The following is a 20,463-nucleotide window of genomic DNA, read 5'->3' as shown; positions in this document are numbered from 1 at the left end:
GTCGCGGGCGACGCCGAGGACGCCGATTGCGATGGTGTCGCTGACGGTGAAGATCGCCTCGGGGCGCGAATCCGACTCGAGGAGAATGGCGGCGGCGGCGACACCGCCGGACACGTCGAAGTCGGAGCGGACGACGCGCTCCGGCCGGAGTTCGATGCCGTTCTCGGCCAGCGCGTCCCGGAATCCGGCGAGCCGATCACGGGAGGTGCTCGCGTGGTCGGGGCCGGCGATGGCGGCGATCTCGGTGAACCCGCGGTCGAGGAGGTGGCGTCCGGCGAGGTAGCCGCCCCGGTGGTCGTCACCGGACACGAACGGCAGACCGACGTCGGCGTGCCGATTGAGCTGCAGCATCGGCAGCGACCCCACCGACAGTGAGTCGACGAACTCGCGGCCGGGACTGTGCAGGCTGCTGAGCAGCAGGCCGTCGACCTGCCTTCTGACGAGGAACTCGATGGCGCGGCGCTGGGCGTCGAGGTCGTCGGGTGGGCTCGACAGCAGCACCGAATAGCCGGCCTGCGTGGCCGTCTCCTCGATGCCCTGGAACATCGTCGCGACCACCCCGTCGGTGAGTCGCGGCATGACGACGCCGAGGGTGGTGGTCTTGCGGGTGCGCAGGCTCGCGGCCCACAGGTTGGGCTGGTAGCCGAGTTCCACCGCCACCTCGCGCACTCGCAGCGCGGCGTCGGACCAGCCGTCGGCGGGCTCGGGTTGCCGGAGCACCCGCGACGCCGTCGACACGTGGACGCCGGCACGTTCGGCGATCTCGCGGAGGGTCGGCGGACGCCCGGACGTGCGGGTCGGGCGATCCGGCAGGTTCACGGGCAATCCTCGCGCTCGGGGTCGGGGACCCGGCGGCCTCGTGGTTGACGTCCGCCGGAACGCGACTTAGTCTACGTGACGAAATCGTTCGTGCAATCGTTCTCGCGAACGTTTGCACACCAGCCCCACCGGCCCCGTGGAGGAACACATGTCCGACTCGCAGACCCTGTCCCAGCTGTTCGCCCTCGACTCGTTGCTCGACACCGAGGAGATCGCGATCCGCGACACCGTGCGCCGATTCGCGGACGAGAAGATCCGGCCCCACATCGGCGAATGGTTCGAAGCGGCCGCGCTGCCCGTGCGCGAACTGGCGGAAGGGCTGGGCGAACTCGGTGTGCTCGGCATGCACCTCGAGGGATACGGCTGTGCCGGCACGAGCGCCACCGCCTACGGCCTGGCCTGCCTGGAACTCGAGGCCGTCGACTCCGGAATCCGCAGTCTCGTGTCCGTGCAGGGCTCGCTGGCCATGTACGCGATCCACCACTACGGCAGCGAGGATCAGAAGCAGGAATGGCTGCCCCGCATGGCCGCAGGCAAGGCGATCGGCTGCTTCGGCCTGACCGAACCCGACTTCGGCTCCAACCCCGCAGGCATGCGCACCAATGCCAAGCGGGACGGTGACGACTGGATCCTCAACGGCACCAAGATGTGGATCACCAACGGATCCGTCGCCGACGTGGCCGTCGTGTGGGCGCGCACCGACGACGGCATCCGCGGATTCGTCGTGCCCACCGACACCCCCGGCTTCTCGGCGCCCGAGATCAAGCACAAGATGTCGCTGCGCGCGTCCGTCACGTCGGAACTCGTGCTCGAGGACGTCCGGCTGCCCGAATCCGCGATGCTGCCGGAGGCCAAGGGACTGTCCGGTCCGCTCGGCTGCCTCAACGAGGCTCGGTTCGGCATCATCTTCGGTGCGATGGGCGCGGCCCGCGACTGCCTGGAGTCCGCGATCTCCTATGCGCAGGACCGTCAGGTGTTCGACAAGTCGCTGGCGGCCTACCAGATCACGCAGGTGAAGATCGCCGACATGGCCCTCGAGGTCGGCAAGGGCCACCTGCTGGCGTACCACCTCGGACGTCTGAAGGATCGCGGCGAGGCCCGCCCCGAGCAGGTCAGCACGGGCAAGCTGAACAACGTCCGCGAGGCCATCGCCATCGCCCGCGAGTGCCGGACCATCCTCGGCGCCAACGGAATCACGTTGGAGTACCCCGTGATCCGTCATGCCAACAACCTCGAGTCGGTGCTGACCTACGAGGGAACGTCCGAGGTGCACCAGCTGGTGATCGGCCGTGCGCTGACGGGCGAGGCAGCGTTCCGGTGAGCGGGTCGCTCGAATCTGCCCGGACTGCTTCGCTGGACGGCCTGCTGATCGCCGACTTCGGCCGGGTGCTCGCCGGGCCGTACGCCACGATGCTGCTCGCCGATCTCGGCGCGGAGGTCGTGAAGATCGAGCGTGCCGGCGTCGGCGACGACACCCGGCAGTGGGGTCCGCCGTGGGTGGGCGACGAGTCCACCTACTTCCAGTCCGTCAACCGCAACAAGCGGTCCGTCGCGTGGGACCTGCGCGACCCCGTCGACCTGGAACAGGCGCGGGAACTGGCCGCCCGGGCCGACGTGGTGGTGGAGAACTTCCTGCCCGGCACGATGGACCGGCTCGGGCTCGGCTACGACGCCGTGCGGGAGATCAATCCGGACGTCGTCTACTGCTCCGTGACGGGGTTCGGCGGCCGGAACAACCTCCCCGGATACGACCTGCTGATCCAGGCCGTCGGCGGGTTGATGAGCATCACCGGTCCCGAACCCGGCGTTCCGACGAAGGTCGGGGTGGCCGTCGTCGACGTCATCACCGGACTGCACGCCGCGGTCGGGATCCTGGCGGCGCTGCGTCACCGCGACCGGAGCGGAAAGGGGCAGCGGGTCGAGGTGAACCTGCTGTCGTCGCTGCTGTCCGCCCTCGCGAACCAGACGTCGGGGTATGTGGGCGCCGGTGTCGTCCCGCAGGCGATGGGAAACCGGCACCCCAGCATCGCGCCGTACGAGGTGTTCCAGACCGGCGACCGTCCGCTCGTGCTGGCGGTGGGGAACAACCGTCAGTTCGCCTCTCTCGTCGAGGTTCTCGGTGTTCCCGAACTCGCCGGCGACGAGCGGTACGCGACCAACACGCAACGGGTGGCGCATCGTGAGCAACTGGTCCGGGACATCACCGACGCGCTGTCCGCGGACTCCGCGGACGTGTGGTTCGAGAAGCTCACCGAGCAGGGCGTCCCGTGCGGGCCGCTCAACGACATCGCCGACGCCGTCGCGCTCGCCGAGCGGCTCGGGCTGAACCCGGTGGTCGAGATCGACGACCCGCGAAGGGACCGGCCGGTGCGGCAGGTGGCGAACCCGATCCGGCTCAGCGCGACCCCGGCGAGCTATCGCAGCGCGCCGCCGCGGCTGGGCGAGGACACCCCAGCCGTGAGTACTTGTTAACCGCCCGCGGTTAACAAGTACTCACAGGCGGCTCTTTCCTAAGGGAGTGTTAGGAAGGCTCCGCGGCTCTTCCGTATCGATGTGACGTGACCCACTGTGGTGTGAACGCAGAGATCCAGGGCATCGAGAGGAGTCCCGCGTGAGCACCACATCGACGGGTGAGCGCCGAGTCATCGGCAATGTTTTGAAGGGTTCGGTCGGCAACCTGATCGAATGGTACGACTGGTACGTCTACGCGGCGTTCAGCGTGTACTTCGCGAAGGAGTTCTTCCCCGAGGGCGACACCACCGCGCAGTTGCTGTCCACGGCAGCGGTTTTCGCGGTCGGGTTCCTCATGCGGCCGATCGGCGGCTGGATCATGGGACGGTACGCGGACCGCCGCGGTCGCCGGTCGGCGCTCACCCTGTCGGTGACGGTGATGGCGGCGGGTTCGCTCGTCATCGCCGTCACGCCGTCGTACGCGAGCATCGGGATCGTGGCACCGGTGCTGCTGGTGATCGCCCGGATGCTGCAGGGACTGTCGGTCGGCGGCGAGTACGCCACCAGCGCCACGTACCTGGCCGAGGTCGCCTCGCCGGGCAGACGCGGGTTCTACTCCAGCTTCCAGTACGTCACGCTCGTCGCCGGGCAGCTGATCGCACTGGGTGTGCAGATCGTCCTGCAGCTGACACTGCCGGCGGAGGCCATGCAGTCGTGGGGCTGGCGGATCCCGTTCGTCATCGGCGCCGCCGGTGCCGTCGCGGTGATGTGGCTGCGTCGCACGATGGACGAGTCGGAGGCGTTCACCGAAGAGGTGGAGGCCACACGCGAGAACGACGTGCCGAACAGTGGCCCGAAGGAGGGTTCGCTCCGGATGCTGCTGCAGTACCCCCGCGAGTGCCTGCTCGTGTGCGCGCTGACGCTGGGTGGGTGCGTGGCGTTCTACACGTACACCACGTACATGCAGAAGTACATGATCAACACGTCCGGCATCTCCAAGGACACGGTGGCGTGGATCAACTTCGCGGCCCTGCTGGTGTTCATCGTGTTGCAGCCGATCGGCGGCGCACTGTCCGACCGCATCGGCCGCCGGAAGCTGCTGATCTTCTTCGGCATCGGCGGAACCGTCCTCACCGTGCCGCTGATGACCGTGCTCGGGAAGACGACGAACCCGGTGCTCGCGTTCGCGCTGATGATGCTGGGACTGATCGTCGTCACCGGGTACACGTCGGTGAACGCGATCGTGAAGACCGAGCTGTTCCCGACCAAGGTTCGCGCGCTCGGCGTCGGCCTGCCGTATGCCCTCACGTTGGCGATCTTCGGCGGAACCGTCGAGACCGTCGCCCTCGCCCTGAAGCGGGCCGGCCACGAATCGCTATTCTTCTACTACGTGACCGGGTGTATCGCCATCTCGCTCGTCGTCTACTTCTTCATGCGTGAGACTTCGGACGGTTCGCCCCTCGACCGGACGACCAGCCGGGAGGACACTCCGGACGACGACGTCGAGCTGGTCGACTCGCGGAGCTGATCGAAGGGAAGTGACGTGCAGATCGCGGTGGTCGAGGACGACGACGGTGTCGGCGACGCACTCGTGGAGGCGCTCGGAACCCACGGCCACCAGGCGGTGCGGATGCGCCGCGGCTCCGATCTCCTTCTCGGCCATCGCGGTGTGGACGCGGTGATCCTGGACCTCGGTCTCCCCGACGCGGACGGCCTGCAGGTGCTCCGGCAATTGCGGGCGGTCAGCGACGTTCCGGTGGTGATCCTCACGGCCCGCGACGACGAACGGTCGGTGGTGCGGGGACTGCGCGGCGGCGCGGACGACTATCTCGTCAAACCGGCGCGGCTCGCGGAACTACTGGCGCGGCTCGACGTCGTGACCCAGCGCCGCCGGGCGACCGGACCTTCGTCTGCGCAGACGGTCACCCAGGGTGATGTGGTGGTGGATCTGGCGGCGCGTGAGGTGGAGGTCGGCGGCGCTCCGGTTTCTTTGACGGCCAAGGAGTTCGAGCTGCTCGAGGTGCTCGTCACCCGCCCCGGCGCCGCGGTGAGCCGTCAGCAGTTGATGGACGCGGTGTGGGGCGACGCGTACGTGGCGATCTCCCGCACCCTGGACGTCCACATGACCGGGTTGCGGGCGAAACTCGGCCGCCCCGGGCTTATCTCGACCATCCGCGGGTACGGCTACCGCTGGGGTACGTGACGTGCGCCGGCGTGTGCTCGCGGTCCTGCTGGTGTTCGCGGCCGTCGCGGTGGTGGCCTTCGCCGTCCCGCTGGCGCTGGCCACGAGCGCCGGGCGAACGCAGGCCCTGCGGCTGAGCAGGGAGGCGGACGCGACGCATTTCGCCGGCCTCGCCGGGCAGACGCAGGCCCCGGGGAGTGCCACGTTGTTGCGCGAGGAGGTGGCCCGCTACCACGAGTTGTACGGCGAGGGTGTCCTCATCGTCGACACCAGGGGCAACGTCCGCGCAGGGGCGGGACTGTCGCCGGACGACTCCGCCGTCGCCGCGGCGATCACCGCGGGACTGCGCAACCAGAAGCAGGGGATCAGCGGTTCGCTGACCCCGTGGTCGGCGGACCGCGTGCTGTCGGCTGTGCCCGTCGGCACCGGGGCGCAGGTCGACGGCGCCGTCGTCCTGGACGTGTCCACCCGCGCCGCACGCGATTCCATCCGAACGTCGTGGCTGGTGATCGTCGCGGGGGCGCTCGGCGCGCTGGCAGCGGTCACGGCCGTCGCGATCGCCCTGTCCCGGTGGACCGTTCGCCCGCTCGGGGCGCTCACCGCCAGGGTCGGCGCCCTCACCGAGGCGGTCCCGTCCCCGCGCCCGCGGTCGGGTCGCGTCTCGGGGCGGCCGTCCGGCCGGTACAGCGGACCGCCGGAGGTGCAGGAACTCGCGAAGGCGTTCGACACCATGTCGGGCGCCGTGCAGGCGTCCGGTCAGGCTCAGCGTCAGCTGATCGCCGACACCGCCCATCAACTCCGAAACCCGCTCGCGGCCCTGCACATTCGGCTGGACTCCCTCGGGCCGCACGTCGCCGAGGCCGGTGCCGAAACGTACCGCCGGACGGGGATGGAGGTCGATCGGCTCGGCGGAATCCTGGACGGACTGCTGGCGCTCGCCGTCGCCGAATCACCCGCCGACGCCGGCGAGGACGAGTCCGCGCGCGGCGGGTGCGACGTCGGTGCCGTCCTCGCGGACCGTGCCGACGCCTGGACGGAGGCGCTCGGCGAATCGGGGATGGCCCTCGTGTTCCGGCCGCCGGCCGAGCCGCTGGCCGCGGACTTCCGGGACAGTCACCTGTCCCAGGTCCTGGACGTCCTGCTCAGCAACGCGCACGCGTACGCCGGTCGCGGTTCGACGGTCCGGATCGACACGGGACGGTCCGCCGCCGGAATCGAGATCCGGGTCAGCGACGACGGGGTCGGGGTGAGCGAGGACGAGATCGGCAAACTGTCGTCACGCTTCTTCCGCGGGTCCGGGGCGGCGCAGCAGGGCACCGGGCTCGGACTGTCGATCGCGACCGCACTGGTCGAGGGCGGCGGTGGAACGCTGACGATCGCCGCGGAGCAGCCACACGGGCTCCGGGTGACGCTGACACTTCCGGCGGTGGCACCGTGATCACGCGACGAGCCTTACTGCGCGGCGTCCTCGCGGCGGGCGCGACCGCCGTCACGGGCGCGGGTCTCTCCGCATGCTCGGGCAGCGGCGGTGATCCGCTGCGACTCGCCGCGGGTGAAGAAGGCGGATTCTTCTGGGAGTTCGCCCAGTTGACGGCCGCGGCCGCGGAACGTGCCGCACTGCCGGTGCGGATCGTCCCGGTCCGGACCGCGGGGTCGATGGAGAATCTGGCGGCGCTCGCGTCGGGGGAGGCGGAACTGGCGCTGAGTCTCGCCGACGCCGCCGTGTCGGCCATGGAGGCCGGCGCCGCGTTCACCGCCCTCGGCAAGGTGTACGAGAACTACATGCAGCTCGCGGTGCGTGCCGATTCCGGGATCGCGGACACCTCGCAGCTGCGGGGCGCCCGAATCAGTCTGGGCGCCACAGGCTCCGGAGCGGAACTGACGGGCGAACGCATCCTCGACGTCCTGGGACTGGCGGGTCCGGGAGACGTGACGCGACTGCACCTGTCGATGACCGATGCGGGGCAGGCCCTGCGGAACGGCACCGTCGACGCGGTGCTGTGGGCGGGCGGGGTGCCGACGCCGTCGTTCGCGGATCTCGGGATCCCGCTGCGACTGCTCGACCTGTCCGCCGAACTGGAACGACTGCGGGTGCGGTTCGGCCCACGCTACGAGCCGGTGCTGATTCCGCCCGGCACGTACGGACAGCAGACGTCGGTCGCGACGATCGGTCTCGCGAACCTGCTGCTCGCCGATCCGGCGGTGTCCGACGGCGCCGCGGGCGCGATCGTCGAGGTGCTCATCGACCACGCCGCGGAACTGGTGCCGGATCAGGCGACCGGCAGCCAGTTCCTGGACCGGCAGTCGCTGATCGTCACCGCAGGCGTGCCGCTGCACCCCGGAGCGGCCGCCGCATACCGCAGGCACCACGGCTGAGCCGGTCCTACTGCACCCGGGCGACGACGAAGATGCGCCGGAACGGGAAGAATGTGCTCCCGTCCGGTCGCCGGGGATACGCCTCGTCGAGGAGCGGGACGAGTTCCTCGCGGAAGCGGTCCCAGTCCGGCGCCGAGAGGGCATCCTTGACCGGTCGGAGCGCGGTGCCGGTGATCCACTCGAGCACCGGGTTCTCCCCGGTCAACTGCTGGACGTACGTGGTCTCCCAGGCGTCGACGGCGCATCCGGCGTCCGCGAGCAGGCCCGCGTACCCGACGGGATCGTCGACGACGTTGTCCGCCCGGAACGGCACGTCCGTCAACCACCGGGACCACCGCTCGGTCCCGGCGAGGTCGCGGACGATCGCGTGCGAGGGCGCGTCGAAGTTGCCGGGGACCTGCACCGCGATCCACGCCCCCGGCGGCAGCTGTGCCGGCCAGCGGCGCAGCAATTCCCGGTGTTCGGGCACCCATTGCAGGGCGGCGTTGGAGACGACGACGTCGGTGTCGGGCTGCGGCGTCCAGTCGCGGACGTCCAGCCGGGCGGCGTCGAGGCCGCGGTCACGCGCGGCCCGGACCATCTCGGGTGAGCTGTCGGACGCCTCCAGGACGGCGTCCGGCCACCGCTGGGCGAGGCTGACGGTCAGGTTTCCCGGTCCGCAGCCGAGGTCGACCACGCGGCGGGGTGACCGCGCGTCGACACGCGTCAGCAACTCGTAGAACGGGCGCCCCCGATGGTCCGCGAAGGCGAGGTACTTGTCCGGATCCCAGATGTCGTCCACGCCTTCAAACAGTACGCCCATACTGTTGGTGTGTGGGGTCAGAGGCCGAGATCCTTCGCGATGATCGTCTTCATGACCTCGCTCGTCCCGCCGTAGATGCGGGACACGCGGGTGTCCGCGTACAGGCGCGCGATGGGGTATTCGAGGATGTAGCCGTACCCGCCGTGCAGTTGCAGGCACTTGTCGATGACCCGGCCCGCAGCCTCGGTGCAGAACAGTTTCGCCTTCGCGGCGTCGGCGACCGTCAGTTCGCCCGCGTCGTGCAGTTCGAGTGCGCGGTCGGCCATCAACTGGATCGCCTCGACCTCGGTGGCGCACTCGGCGAGCACGAACTTGGTGTTCTGGAACGCCGCGACGGGCTTGCCGAACACCTTGCGTTCCTTGACGTACGCGATCGCGTGCTGCAACGCCGCCGCCGCGGTCGCCGACCCGCCGAGCGCGATGGACAGACGTTCCTGCGCGAGGTTGTGGGTGAGGTAGCTGAAACCGGCCCCCTCCTCGCCGAGGCGGTCCGCCACCGGCACCTGCACGTCGGTGAACGACAATTCGGCGGTGTCCGACGCCTTCAGGCCGATCTTCTCGATCTTGCGGCCCACCGCGAAACCCTCGGACGCGGTGTCGACGACGAGGATCGTCAGACCGGCCCGGCGGTCCTCGGGAGTGCTGGGCGCGGTGCGGCACACCACGAGGATCCGGTCGGCGAGCGCGCCACCGGTGATGAACGTCTTCGCGCCGTTGAGGACGTAGTGCGACCCGTCCGCCGACAGCTTCGCCGACGTCGCGATGTTCGCGAGGTCGGAACCGGTGCCCGGTTCGGTCATCGCGATCGCGAACATGATGTCACCGGACGCGAATCCGGGGAGCCACCGCTGCTTCTGCTCGTCACTGGCGTACTCGAGCAGGTACGGCAGAATCAGGTTGGTGTGCACGGAATAGCTGCCGAACGTGACGCCGGCGGCCGCCGTCTCCTCGCCGACCACCGCGGCGAACTTGAAACTCTTCTCACCGCCGCCGCCGAACTCCTCCGGCACCTGGATCCCGAGCACGCCGAGCTCGCCGAGACGGCGGTAGAAGTCGCGCGGCGGATGCCCTTCGCCCTCCCAGTCGTGGTGGACGGGCGCGACTTCCTTGGCGATGAAGTCGCGGATCGTCTTCCGGAACGCGTCGTGATCTTCGTTGAACACCGTACGCTGCACGGGTTTTCTCCTTCGGATTACAGTGCGTAACTGCGCAGTACGCCCTTGCTGATGATCATTTTCTGAATCTCGCTGGTGCCCTCGCCGATGAGGAGGAACGGTGCCTCGCGCATCAGGCGCTCGATCTCGTACTCCTTCGAGTACCCGTAGCCGCCGTGGATGCGGAAGCTGGCCTGGGTCACCTCGGAGCAGTACTCGCTGGTGAGGTACTTGGCCATGCCCGCTGCGACGTCGTTGCGTTCCCCGGAGTCCTTCAGGCGGGCCGCGTTCACCATCATCAGATGCGCGGCTTCCACTTTCGTCGCCATCTCGGCGAGGCTGAACGCGACCGCCTGATGCTCCGCGATCGGCTTGCCGAACGTGCTGCGTTGCTGCGCGTATCGGGCGGCGAGCTCGAACGCCCGGATCGCCACTCCGCACGCGCGGGCGGAGACGTTGACCCGGCCGACCTCGACGCCGTCCATCATCTGGGAGAACCCGCGGCCCGGGGTCCCGCCGAGGACGTCGCCGGCGGCCGCGCGGTAGCTGTCGAACACGAGCTCGGTGGTGTCGATGCCCTTGTAGCCCATCTTGTCGATCTTCCCCGGGATGGTGAGTCCGGGGAGGACCTCGCCGAAACCGGCGGGCTTCTCGATCAGGAACGTGGTCAGATTGTCGTGCGGCTTGGCGGCGCCTTCCTCGGTGCGCACCAATGCGGCGACGAGAGTCGAACTGCCGCCGTTGGTGAGCCACATCTTCTGGCCGTTGATCACGTAGTTGCCATCGGCGTTGCGCTTGGCCTTGGTCCGGATCGCGGCGACGTCGGAACCCAGCTCGGGCTCGGACATCGAGAACGCGCCGCGCACCTCGCCGGTCGCCATCCGCGGCAGATAGTGGTTCTTCTGGGCGTCGGTGCCGTGCTGACGGATCATGTACGCGACGATGAAGTGGGTGTTGATCACACCCGACACGCTCATCCAGCCGCGGGCGAGCTCCTCGACGCACAACGCGTACGTGAGCAGCGATTCGCCCAGCCCGCCGTACTCCTCGGGAATCATCAGCCCGAACAGGCCCATGTCGCGCATCTTGTCGACGATGGCCTGGGGGTAGGTGTCCGAGTGTTCGAGTTCCTGTGCGGCCGGGATGATGTCGCGATCGACGAAAGTGCGAACGGTGTCGACGATCTCGGTCTGGAACTCGGTCAGATCGAGAGTGTGGGCGAGGCGGCTCATGGAATTCAGAATGCCCGATCCACGGGTGCCCTTCCAGAGGTGTTCGGGCTATCGGTCGGATAGCGCAGTCCAATGCACCCGCACCTCGGCGACTCATAGGCAGACGTAGCCGGTGCCTTCGCCGAGTGCGTATTGATCGGGGGCTGCCCGGTCCGTTGAATGGGCCGTGACACTGTGACCCACGCCACCACATTCTTCGAAGGGATCACCACGTGACCCGCTCCACTGCCACCCTCGACCGGGCCGTCGCCATCGGTTCCGAGTCCCGCAGCCGCGCTTGGGGCCTGACCGCGCTCCTCGTGCTGCTCTACGTCGTCAACTACGCCGACAAGGCCGTCCTCGGCATCATCGCCCAGCCCCTCGCCCACGAGCTGGGGCTGAGCGCCTCGCAGATCGGGCTGGTGGGAAGCCTCTTCTTCCTGACCTTCACCGTCGGCGGGTTCTTCGCCGGTGCGCTGAACCGCTGGATGTCGCTGCGATGGGCGCTGCTGCTGCTCGCCATCGCCTGGTCCGTCGCGGTGCTCCCGCTCGTGGTCGTCGCGAGTTTCGCGGTGCTGCTGATCAGCCGCCTGCTGCTCGGGCTCGCGGAAGGCCCGAGTTCCGCTCTGCTGCACACCGCGGCATACTCCTGGCACGCACCTGCCAGGCGCGGGCTTCCGAGCGCTCTGCTCGCCGGCGCCGCGTCGATCGCGAAGATCGCCGTCGCGCCTGCTCTCGCGTTCGTGACCGTCACGTTCGGGTGGCGCTACGCGCTGGTCGCGCTGGCAGCCATCGGAGTTCTGTGGTGCGTCGTCTGGCTCACCGTCTGGAGCGAAGGCCCGTACATCCGCAGCGGCAAGGGCGCCGATTCCGGCGCCGCCGGTGACGCAGGCGAACCGGCGGTGCCGTGGGGTCGCATCTTCCGGACCCGCACGTTCATCAGCGGCGCACTTCTCGTCATGAGCGTGTACGCACTGGTCGCCGTGGTTCTGACGTGGCTGCCGTCGTACTTCGAGGTGGGCCTCGGGTACAGCCGCCTGCAGGCCGGCTCCATGTTCGCGTTCCCGAGCATCGCCGGGCTGATCCTGATGCTGCTGTCGTCCGTGGTCGGCGACCGACTGCTCGCCCGCGGCTCGACGTCCCGCGTGGTCCGCGTCGTCGTCCCCGCCGTCGGGGTGCTGATCTGCGGTGCGATCCTGCTGGCCCTCCCGTCCATCACCGCGCCCGCGGTGGCCGTCCTCGTCGTCTCCGTCGGCTACGGCTTCGCGGCGTCGGTGTTCCCGCTGCTCAACGCAGCGATCTCGGAGATCTGCCCGCCCCGCCAGACCGCCGGCACCCTGGGCGTCTTCCTCGCGGTCATGGCGATCGGCGGTCTCGTCGCCCCGTACGCGACCGGTCTGATCGTCGACGCGGCCGCCTCGCCCGCCGAGGGGTACGCCACCGCGTTCCAGGCCCTCGGACTCGTCGCCGCCGTGTGCGCCGTCGGGGCGCTGCTCTTCGCGAACCCCGAGCGCGACAAGAAGCTGGTGCGGGGCGTCGCCGCGGACATAGGCACGAACTAACGCTGCGATCGGCCGAAAGTCGTTGTGCTGACGACTTCGCCCGTGATTGATTCGAGTCACCCCCTCAGATCGAAGGAACACACCATGCGCGATGCAGTGATCGTCGACGCCGTCCGCACGCCCATCGGGCGGCGTGGCGGTTCCCTGTCCGGAATCCACCCCGCAAATCTGTCGGCGCACGTCCTCGAGGCCCTCGCGGCGCGCACCGGACTCTCCCCGGATCAGGTCGGCGACGTCGTCTGGGGCTGCGTCAGCCAGGTGGGGGAGCAGGCTGGCAATGTCGCCCGCACCGCCGTGCTCGCCGCAGGCTGGCCCGAAACGGTGCCGGGCACCACCCTCACCCGGGCGTGCGGATCGAGCCAGCAGGCTGTGAGCTTCGCCGCCGCCACCGTCATCGCCGGCCACGAGGACATCGTCGTCGCCGGTGGTGTGGAGTCGATGAGCCGGGTTCCCATGGGCAGCGCCAGCACGAACGGCGAACACTTCCCGGCGGCCGTCCTCGACCGGTACGGCGTCGGCGGGTTCAGCCAGGGCACCGGCGCCGAGATGATGGCCGAGAAGTGGGGGCTGTCCCGTCAGGCGCTCGACGAGTACGCGCTGCGATCCCACGCACTCGCGGCCGACGCCGCGGACCGGGGCGCATTCGACGGGCAACTCGCACCGCTCTCCGACGTCCTCGCCGGCGACGAGGGGATCCGCCGCGGCGGCACCCTCGAATCGCTCGGCAAGCTGAAGACCGTCTTCAAGGAGGACGGCGTGATCCACGCCGGCAACTCCTCACAGATCTCCGACGGCGCCGGTGCGCTGCTCGTCACGACGAGCGAGAAGGCCGCCCAACTGGGCCTGACCCCGATGGCCCGCATCCACACGTGCGCCGTCGCCGGCGACGACCCGGTGATCATGCTGACCGGACCCATCGCGGCGACGGAGAAGGCACTGTCCCGCTCGGGACTGAAGATCGACGACATCGGCGCATTCGAGGTGAACGAGGCGTTCGCTCCCGTCCCGATGGCATGGCAGGCGGAGACCGGCGCCGCGAAGGACCGCCTCAATCCGCTCGGCGGCGCCATCGCCGTCGGGCACCCGCTCGGCGGTTCCGGGGCGATCCTCATGACCAGGCTCGTCCACCACATGCGGGACAACGGCATTCGGTACGGACTGCAGACGATGTGTGAGGCGGGTGGCCTCGCCAACGCCACCATTCTCGAACTTCTCTGATCCGGCAACATCTTTCGAAGGGAACACACGCACGATGGAACTCAAGGGAATTTCGACCGCGGTCACCGGCGGCGCGTCCGGTCTCGGACTGGCGACGGCCCGCCGGCTCGTCGACGCGGGCGCTCAGGTCACGCTCATCGACCTGCCGAACTCCGATGGCGAGGCGGCCGCGAAGGAATTGGGCAGCGCCGCCCAGTTCGCCCCCGCCGACGTGACCGATTCCGAGCAGTTCGCGGCCGCACTCGACGTCGCCGACGACCGCGGCGGACTGCGCGGCCTCGTGCACTGCGCAGGCGCCGGACGCCGGATGCGCATCCTCGACTCCGACGGCAAGGCAGGCTCCGTCGAGGACTTCGAGTTCGTGATCCGGCTCAACCTCGTCGGCTCGTTCAACGCCCTGCGGCTCGGGGCGGAGCGGATGGCGCGGCAGGAGGAGATCGACGGCGAGCGCGGCGCGGTCGTGCTGACGGCGTCCGTCGCCGCGTTCGAGGGCCAGATCGGCCAGATCAACTACACCGCATCGAAGGCAGGCATCGTCGGCATGACGGTCACCGCGGCCCGGGACCTCGCCAGCCGTAACATCCGGGTGTGCACCATCGCCCCGGGGATCATGGACACCCCGCTTCTCGCCCGGCTGCGCGACGACGTACGCGCGTCGCTGGAGAAGTCGGTGCCGAACCCGTCGCGTCTGGGCAAGCCGAGCGAGTTCGGGCAGCTCGCCTGCCAGATCCTCGAGAACGGTTACCTCAACGGCGAGACCATCCGCCTGGACGGCGCCATCCGCATGGCACCTCGCTGACGAACTAAGGACCCGACGTGAATTCTGCTGCACCGGCATTGCATTACCCCGAACTGACGTTGGCGGCGTTTCCGCCCGGCATGGCGAACCTGTACGGCGACAAGGCCGCAGTGGTCGACGGCGACACGGTGTGCACCTACCGTGAGCTGGACCAGCGCTCGGCCGCGTTCGCCGCCGCGCTGCGGGATGCGGGGGTGACCGAGCGCGACGTGGTGCTCCTGCACCTCGGCAACTGCATCGAATTCGTGGTGGCCTACTACGGCGCGCTGCGGGCCGGCGCAACCGTCACCCTGGTCAACCCGCTGCAGCCGGGCCCCGGCCTGCGCTCGCAGATCGTCGACACGGGGGCGGTCGCCGCGGTCACCCAGCCCGGGCAATTGGACACCCTCACCGAGGCGGCGAGCGGCACCACCGTGCGCACCATCGTGGTGGCCGGCCTCCCCGTGGGCGTCGGTCGCGGCCAGTTCGGGTTCGACGAGTTCGTCCGCGGGTACACCGCCGCGCCGTTCGCCCCGAAGGTGTCCGGTGACGACGTCGCCCACCTCGCCTACACCGGCGGCACCACCGGCTTGTCCAAGGGGGTGCGGGTGCTGCACCGCAACGTCCTCGCCAACGTCACCCAGATGATCGCCTGGCGGGCGGGCCACGAGGTGCGGGCCACCGACGACGGCGGACTCGAACTGCGTCCCCTCGAGAGTCTCGGCGACCGCGGGGTGGTGCCCGGCGCCGGCGCGACCGTCGTCGTGTCGCCGCTGTTCCACGCGCACGCGCTGATCAACATGTCGTTCCTGCTGCTGTGCGGGGCGACGCAGGTGTTCGCCGGACGCTTCGAGCCCGGCCGGATGCTGGAGTTGATCGAAACGCACCGCGCCACGTACATCACCGGGAGCCCGGCGATGTGGCACGCGGTCGCCACGCATCCCGACGCCGCGACCCGGGACACCGATTCGGTGCGGGTGGTCTCCTCGGGTGCCGCACCGATCGATCACGTGACGCTCGAGGCGCTGGGCCGGGCGTTCCCGTCGGCGAGCGTGGTCGAGGGGTACGGGCTGACGGAGGGAACCTGCCTGGTCGCCTCCGCACCGCTGACCGGTTCCGTCGCCTACAAACTCGGCAGTGTGGGGTTGCCTGTCTTCGACACCGAGGTGCAGATCCGCGCCCAGGACGATTCCGGTGCCGTACTGGAGGCCGGCGACCGCGGCAAGCTGTGGGTCCGCGGACCGCAGGTCACGGATGGCTACCTGAACCACCCGGAGATCACGGCGCAGCAGTTCGTCGACGGCTGGCTCGACACCGGCGACATCGCCTACCTCGACGAGGACGGGTACCTGTTCATCTGCGACCGCACCAAGGACATGCTGATCTACAAGGGCTACAACGTGTATCCCCGCGAGCTCGAGGAGATCCTCGTCTCGCACCCGGACGTGTCCTCCGCCGCCGTCGTCGGCCGGGAGGCGGGCAGCGTCGGCCAGGAGCCGGTGGCATTCGTGGTGCCGATGCCGGGTGTGACGGTCGACGGGGATGCGGTGTCCGCGTTCGTCGCCGAGCGGGTGCTGCCGTACAAGAAAGTGCGCGACGTCGTGGTGGTCGAGCAGTTGCCGACCTCCGCGGCCGGGAAGATCCTCAAGACGAAACTGCGCGAGCAACTCGCGGCCGCGGCGACGTAGCTCCCGCTGGGTGGACGCAACTCTGTGACGCGCTCCCTCCGTCCCCTACCGTCCTGGTAGCGGGAAGGAGGGAGCGCTGATGGTTGCGGCCGAGCCGATCGTGTACGTCGTCGACGAGATGGTGGTGACGCCCGGTCGGGCGCGCACGTTTCTCGCCGCCTACCTGGAACGCTATGCGCCCGGCGCGCGGGCGCGCGGGCTTACCCTCGACCGCGTGCTCGTCTCCCCGCCGGTGTGGCTGGAGGACCGGTCCAACACCGTCAGTGTCAGCTGGACCGTGCGCGGCGCTCGCGCCTGGTGGCACCAGAGCCTGCTCGCACGCCATGACGCGGAGGTGCTCCGCTGGTGGGAGGACGCCGACGAGCTTCTCACCACCCGGCGACGCACTGTCTCCTGCGCGCCCGCGGACGTGGAGGTCGCGACCGATGTTTAAGGTGACCACGCTCATTCACCTCGTCGCGGACTCGGACGGCAGCGCCGCTGCGTCGCTGGCAGGCAGGCTGCACGACGTCGCGGCTCCCCGGGCCCGGCGTGTTCTCGTGGCACCGACACTGCCCGGGGGCATCAACGGCGGCGACGTGATCGCGCACCTCCAGTTCGACGACGAATCCGACTGGCGCGCCGCCGAACCCGACATCACCGCACAGCTGTCCGTCCCCGAGATCGGGCACGTCGACAGCGTCGCCTACACGGGCGTGCCCGCGCCCGCCCCACGCGCTCTCGTACCGGCCGTGTACCGGACGCTCCTCGTCTCGGTCGAAGATTCGGCCGACCCGGCAGCGGTGCAGCAGTTCGAATCCGAGACGCGGGCCATGCCGGACTACATCCGCACCGTCGGGACGTCACAGCTGAGCCGCGTGCACGAGTCGGCCGGCGCCGCGCGGTGGACCCACGTCTGGGAGCAGGAGTACGCCGACCTCGACGGACTGTCCGGGCCGTACATGACGCACCCCTACCACTGGGCGCACATCGATCGGTGGTTCGACCCCGAACGCGGGTCGCGGATCGTCACCCGGCTGTGCCACAGCTTCTGCGCGATCGACGGTGCGCTCATCTGACTACGACGGTTGCGGCACCTGCCATTCCCCGCTGAAGGTGGGCGGACGCTTTTCCACGAAGGCGCGCAATGCGGCGGGTGCGTCGGTCGCGAAGTTGACCGCCTGCGAACGGGCCTCGTTCTCGAGTGCGTCCCGCAGCGACGACGTGGTGCCGTCCTCGATCAGTCGCGCCGACTGCATGACGGCCACGGTCGGCGATCGCGTGAGGCCGGCGGCGAACCGGGCGACCGTGGCGTCCAGTTCTTCCGGTTCGACGAGTTCGCTGACGAGTCCCAGCGCGTCCGCCTGCTCGGCGTCGAGCATCTCGGCGAGCATGACCAAGCGTTTCGCGCGGTGCAGTCCCACCATGCGCGGCAGGAGCCAGGAGCCGCCGAAATCCACCGACAGGCCGCGTTTGGCGAAGATCTGGCTGAACTGTGCGTCGCGGGAGGCGATGAGCAGATCGCACAGCAGCGCCAGGTTCCAGCCGGCTCCGACGGCGTAGCCGCGCACCTTCGCGATCAGCGGTTTGGGGAACTCCGCGACCGCCAGCGCCGTCGCGTTGATCTGGCGCATCCGGGTCAGCGGGTGCATCGGGGCGCGCTTGTCGAGGTCTGCGCCGGTGCAGAAGTCGCTGCCCGCACCGGTGAGGACCACGACGCGGGTGGCGTCGTCGAGGGCGAGTTCGGCGAGCGCCTCGCGCAAGGCGATCCACGAGTCGAGGGTCATCGCATTGCGCCGGGTGGGCCGGTTCAGCGTGATCGTCGCGACCGCGCCGTCCCGGCCGACCAGGATGTCGGATTCGGCGGCTGCGGGTCCTGCTGTGGAGGGGAGGGATTCGATGCTCATGCGCGGCTCCAGACGTGGGCGCGGTTCTCGGCGACGCCCGGGGTGGCCGGCGCCGTGCCGCTCCCCGTCAGTCGATCACCGGAGGCGCCCCGTCGCAATATCGTTCTGGGACACGCAGGATGAGGTGAAACCTATGGGCTGTGTTCAGGTCTTCGAGGTGTGCGCCCGCACCAGTTCGACGAACGCGTGCCCGACAGGGGAGAGCATGTCGGGGTCGAACGCGATCCCGAAGGTGCGGGCGATCGTCGGCTCCGCCCGGCGGACCACGGCGCGATCCCGGGCCGCGTCCGCGATCGACCGTTCCAGCAGGGTCCCGCCGATCCCGGCGAGTACCAGGGGAAGTCGCGCCTCACGGTGATCGGACAGCGCCGCGAGGTGCGGTCGTGCCCCGGCGTGGCGGATCGATTCCTCGATCTCGTCCGCGACGGAGTGGCCGCGGGGAACGAACACCATCGGGACGTCGGGGAGGTCGGCGAGCGGAACCGGGCCCTCCGGCAGGTCGGTGCCCGGAGGGTACACGAGCCAGTACTCCTGTTCGCCGAGTTCGAGGACGTCCAGCCGGGCGTCGTCGAGCGGGAGGTGGGCCACCACGAATTCGCAGTGCCCGTCCTCGATCAGCGAGCCGGCCTGGGCCTCGTCTTTCAATTCGCCCAAGCGCACCAGCACGTTCGGGTGGGTTCGTCGGAATTCGGTGACGAGGTCGACGAGGGGACCGATCGCCAGCGCCGGAAACGCCATGACGTCGAGCCGGCCGGACAGTGCCCCGTCGGAGGTGGCGAGGAGGTCTTCGACGGCGGTGACGTCGCGCAGGATCTGCCTGCTCGGCCCGACCAAGCTGCGGCCTGCGGCGCTGAGCACCATGCCGCGGCCGATGCGGTGGAACAGTTGCACGCCCAGTTCCCGCTCGAGCCCGCGCAGTGCCTGCGAGATGGTGGGTTGTGCGACGCCGAGTGACGCGGCGGCACCGTTGATGCCTTCGTGTTCCACGACGGCGAGGAAGTACTCGACCTGACGCAACTCCATGTGGTCAGTTCCCCTCTCGAGTGCCTGTGGCCTGGGTGGCCTGCGCGATCGAGACGAACGCCGAGGCCGCCGGCGATCCCGGGCCGGACCGCTGGACGAGTCCGACGGGGCGGGTCAGTTTCGGCGTCATCGACCGGATCGCGACCCCGCGCAATTGTTCCTCCGCGACCAGGCGGGGCAGGACGGTGGCCCCCGCGCCGCGCATCACCAGTTCCCACGTCGCGCCCGGGTGGGTGCAGTCGACGACGACGTTCGCGGGATCACCCACGAGATCCGTGATCAGGCCCGCGTCGCTCTTGTCCCCGAGATCCTGGATCAGGGGAATGTCCCGGACCGCCGAGCGGGGCACCGGATCCGGGAGAGTGTCGGCGAGGGCGTCGGGCAGGGCCAGTACCAGTTCCTGATCACCGATGGGGACCGCGTGCAGTGCACTGTGGTCGACGGACAGGTCGATCACCCCGAGTTCGGCCTCGCCGCGGCGCAGGGCACCGAGGACCCCGGTGGGGCCGTCGGCGTCGATGACGCGGACCGTCACCCGGGGGTACTGCTCACGGAACCGGCGCACCAGGTCGACGATCGGATCGATCGAGAACGCCGCGTACGTGACGACGTCGACGCGGCCGGACACGAGTTCGCGCACCGCAGCGACCTTGGCCTTGGCCCGCTCGACGTCGGCGAGGATGCGCCGGGCGGCGACGTCGAGCGTGCGGCCGTCCTCGGTCAGTTCGAGACGCCGCCCGGTGCGGTCGAACAGGGTGACACCGAGGCGGCGTTCGAGGGTGCGGATCGCCTGCGAAAGGGACGGTTGCGAGATGTAGAGGGACTGCGCGGCCCTGGTGATCCCGCCGTGATCGACTACCGCGACGAAGTAGGTGACGAGATGCAGGTCCACGCCGTCATCGTACGGAAGCTGTGACGCGGGCTGTGCCGGTCATGCGGCTATCGGCCACGCCACACCGGCGGGCGCTTCTCCGCGAACGCACGCGCACCCTCCTGGGCGTCCTCGGAGGCGAACACCGGATCGAGGAAGCGCCGTTGCCCGGCGAACGCGTCGGGGTCGGTGTAGGCGGCCGTCATCGCGAGTACCTGCTTGGTGGCCCGGACTGCGAGGGGACCGTTGGCGGCGACCCGGGCCGCCAGGTCGCGGGCGGCGGCGAGGGCCTGCCCGGGCTCGGTGAGCCGGTTGACGAGTCCGTGCGCGTGCGCGACCTCGGCGGTGAGGGGATCGCCGGTGATCGCCATCTCCATCGCGATCGGGTAGGGCAGCACCTTCGGGAGCCGCAGCAGACCGCCGGCGGCCGCGGCGAGGCCCC

20 protein-coding genes are annotated in these 20,463 nt (G+C 69.6%); 12 read left to right on the top strand and 8 right to left on the bottom strand.

Features of this window, described 5'->3' with window-relative positions; all coding sequences use genetic code 11:
* A partial coding sequence (locus ACFTZB_RS26015; RefSeq protein ID WP_378435476.1) for a LacI family DNA-binding transcriptional regulator occupies window positions 1-819 on the bottom strand: 819 nt, incomplete at its 3' end.
* Window positions 820-967: 148 nt separating this feature from the next.
* Between ACFTZB_RS26015 and ACFTZB_RS26010 the strand changes: the two genes are divergently transcribed.
* The 6 genes from ACFTZB_RS26010 to ACFTZB_RS25985 all read left to right on the top strand — a co-directional run bounded on the left by ACFTZB_RS26010 (window position 968) and on the right by ACFTZB_RS25985 (window position 7,828).
* Complete coding sequence (locus tag ACFTZB_RS26010; protein WP_378435474.1) at window positions 968-2,140, top strand: acyl-CoA dehydrogenase family protein; 1,173 nt, start codon at window positions 968-970, stop codon at window positions 2,138-2,140.
* Complete coding sequence (locus tag ACFTZB_RS26005; protein ID WP_378435472.1) at window positions 2,137-3,291, top strand: CaiB/BaiF CoA transferase family protein; 1,155 nt, start codon at window positions 2,137-2,139, stop codon at window positions 3,289-3,291. Before ACFTZB_RS26010 ends, ACFTZB_RS26005 begins: the two co-directional genes overlap by 4 nt.
* A 139-nt stretch (window positions 3,292-3,430) precedes the next feature.
* The gene (locus tag ACFTZB_RS26000; protein WP_378435470.1) at window positions 3,431-4,798 is read left to right on the top strand and encodes an MFS transporter; all 1,368 of its coding nucleotides are present in this window, start codon (window positions 3,431-3,433) and stop codon (window positions 4,796-4,798) included.
* A 15-nt stretch (window positions 4,799-4,813) separates the two neighbouring features.
* A complete protein-coding gene (locus ACFTZB_RS25995; protein WP_378435468.1) occupies window positions 4,814-5,473 on the top strand; it encodes a response regulator transcription factor in 660 nt (219 codons plus the stop codon).
* Window position 5,474: 1 nt separating this feature from the next.
* Complete coding sequence (locus tag ACFTZB_RS25990) at window positions 5,475-6,890, top strand: sensor histidine kinase (RefSeq protein WP_378435466.1); 1,416 nt, start codon at window positions 5,475-5,477, stop codon at window positions 6,888-6,890.
* Window positions 6,887-7,828, top strand: a complete 942-nt coding sequence (locus ACFTZB_RS25985) for a TAXI family TRAP transporter solute-binding subunit (RefSeq protein WP_378435464.1) — start codon at window positions 6,887-6,889, stop codon at window positions 7,826-7,828. The genes ACFTZB_RS25990 and ACFTZB_RS25985 overlap by 4 nt, the downstream gene beginning before the upstream one ends.
* Before the next feature lie 7 nt (window positions 7,829-7,835).
* Here the strand turns inward: ACFTZB_RS25985 and ACFTZB_RS25980 are convergent, their stop codons facing one another.
* The 3 genes from ACFTZB_RS25980 to ACFTZB_RS25970 are packed head-to-tail and all read right to left on the bottom strand — an operon-like array spanning window position 7,836 to window position 11,016.
* Entirely contained in the window at window positions 7,836-8,600 is a 765-nt protein-coding gene (locus ACFTZB_RS25980; protein ID WP_378435478.1) for a trans-aconitate 2-methyltransferase, read from the bottom strand.
* A gap of 47 nt (window positions 8,601-8,647) precedes the next feature.
* The gene (locus tag ACFTZB_RS25975) at window positions 8,648-9,805 is read right to left on the bottom strand and encodes an acyl-CoA dehydrogenase family protein (RefSeq protein ID WP_219459362.1); all 1,158 of its coding nucleotides are present in this window, start codon (window positions 9,803-9,805) and stop codon (window positions 8,648-8,650) included.
* 17 nt (window positions 9,806-9,822) lie between these two features.
* On the bottom strand, window positions 9,823-11,016 hold the full coding sequence (locus ACFTZB_RS25970; RefSeq protein WP_378435461.1) for an acyl-CoA dehydrogenase family protein: 1,194 nt from the start codon (window positions 11,014-11,016) through the stop codon (window positions 9,823-9,825).
* A 212-nt stretch (window positions 11,017-11,228) separates the two neighbouring features.
* Here ACFTZB_RS25970 and ACFTZB_RS25965 point away from each other — a divergent pair, with 212 nt between their 5' ends.
* The 6 genes from ACFTZB_RS25965 to ACFTZB_RS25940 all read left to right on the top strand — a co-directional run bounded on the left by ACFTZB_RS25965 (window position 11,229) and on the right by ACFTZB_RS25940 (window position 17,299).
* Window positions 11,229-12,557, top strand: coding sequence for an MFS transporter (locus ACFTZB_RS25965; protein ID WP_378435459.1), 1,329 nt, complete (start codon window positions 11,229-11,231; stop codon window positions 12,555-12,557).
* An 84-nt stretch (window positions 12,558-12,641) separates the two neighbouring features.
* Window positions 12,642-13,775: a thiolase family protein gene (locus tag ACFTZB_RS25960; RefSeq protein WP_378435457.1), complete on the top strand. Its 1,134-nt coding sequence runs from the start codon at window positions 12,642-12,644 to the stop codon at window positions 13,773-13,775.
* 34 nt (window positions 13,776-13,809) lie between these two features.
* Window positions 13,810-14,574, top strand: a complete 765-nt coding sequence (locus ACFTZB_RS25955; RefSeq protein ID WP_206013239.1) for an SDR family NAD(P)-dependent oxidoreductase — start codon at window positions 13,810-13,812, stop codon at window positions 14,572-14,574.
* Window positions 14,575-14,591: 17 nt separating this feature from the next.
* On the top strand, window positions 14,592-16,241 hold the full coding sequence (locus ACFTZB_RS25950) for a class I adenylate-forming enzyme family protein (RefSeq protein ID WP_378435454.1): 1,650 nt from the start codon (window positions 14,592-14,594) through the stop codon (window positions 16,239-16,241).
* Window positions 16,242-16,320: 79 nt separating this feature from the next.
* Window positions 16,321-16,674, top strand: coding sequence for a hypothetical protein (locus tag ACFTZB_RS25945; protein WP_378435452.1), 354 nt, complete (start codon window positions 16,321-16,323; stop codon window positions 16,672-16,674).
* Window positions 16,667-17,299 carry a Dabb family protein gene (locus ACFTZB_RS25940; RefSeq protein WP_378435450.1) on the top strand — a complete coding sequence of 211 codons (633 nt, stop codon included), beginning with the start codon at window positions 16,667-16,669 and terminating at the stop codon, window positions 17,297-17,299. The genes ACFTZB_RS25945 and ACFTZB_RS25940 overlap by 8 nt, the downstream gene beginning before the upstream one ends.
* Here ACFTZB_RS25940 and ACFTZB_RS25935 read toward each other — a convergent pair whose 3' ends face one another.
* From ACFTZB_RS25935 to ACFTZB_RS25920, 4 genes are all read right to left on the bottom strand, one after another.
* Complete coding sequence (locus ACFTZB_RS25935; RefSeq protein WP_378435448.1) at window positions 17,300-18,127, bottom strand: enoyl-CoA hydratase/isomerase family protein; 828 nt, start codon at window positions 18,125-18,127, stop codon at window positions 17,300-17,302.
* A 144-nt stretch (window positions 18,128-18,271) separates the two neighbouring features.
* A complete protein-coding gene (locus tag ACFTZB_RS25930) occupies window positions 18,272-19,150 on the bottom strand; it encodes a LysR family transcriptional regulator (protein ID WP_378435446.1) in 879 nt (292 codons plus the stop codon).
* Window positions 19,151-19,154: 4 nt separating this feature from the next.
* Complete coding sequence (locus tag ACFTZB_RS25925) at window positions 19,155-20,042, bottom strand: LysR family transcriptional regulator (protein ID WP_378435444.1); 888 nt, start codon at window positions 20,040-20,042, stop codon at window positions 19,155-19,157.
* Between the two features lie 47 nt (window positions 20,043-20,089).
* A partial coding sequence (locus ACFTZB_RS25920) for an enoyl-CoA hydratase-related protein (RefSeq protein ID WP_378435442.1) occupies window positions 20,090-20,463 on the bottom strand: 374 nt, incomplete at its 5' end.

Origin of the sequence: Rhodococcus sp. NPDC057014 (genome assembly GCF_042673295.1) — a bacterium.
Lineage (GTDB): Bacteria > Actinomycetota > Actinomycetes > Mycobacteriales > Mycobacteriaceae > Rhodococcus_F.
Note: the sequence above shows the minus strand (reverse complement) of the source record. Positions and strands in the feature narration are given on the sequence as shown.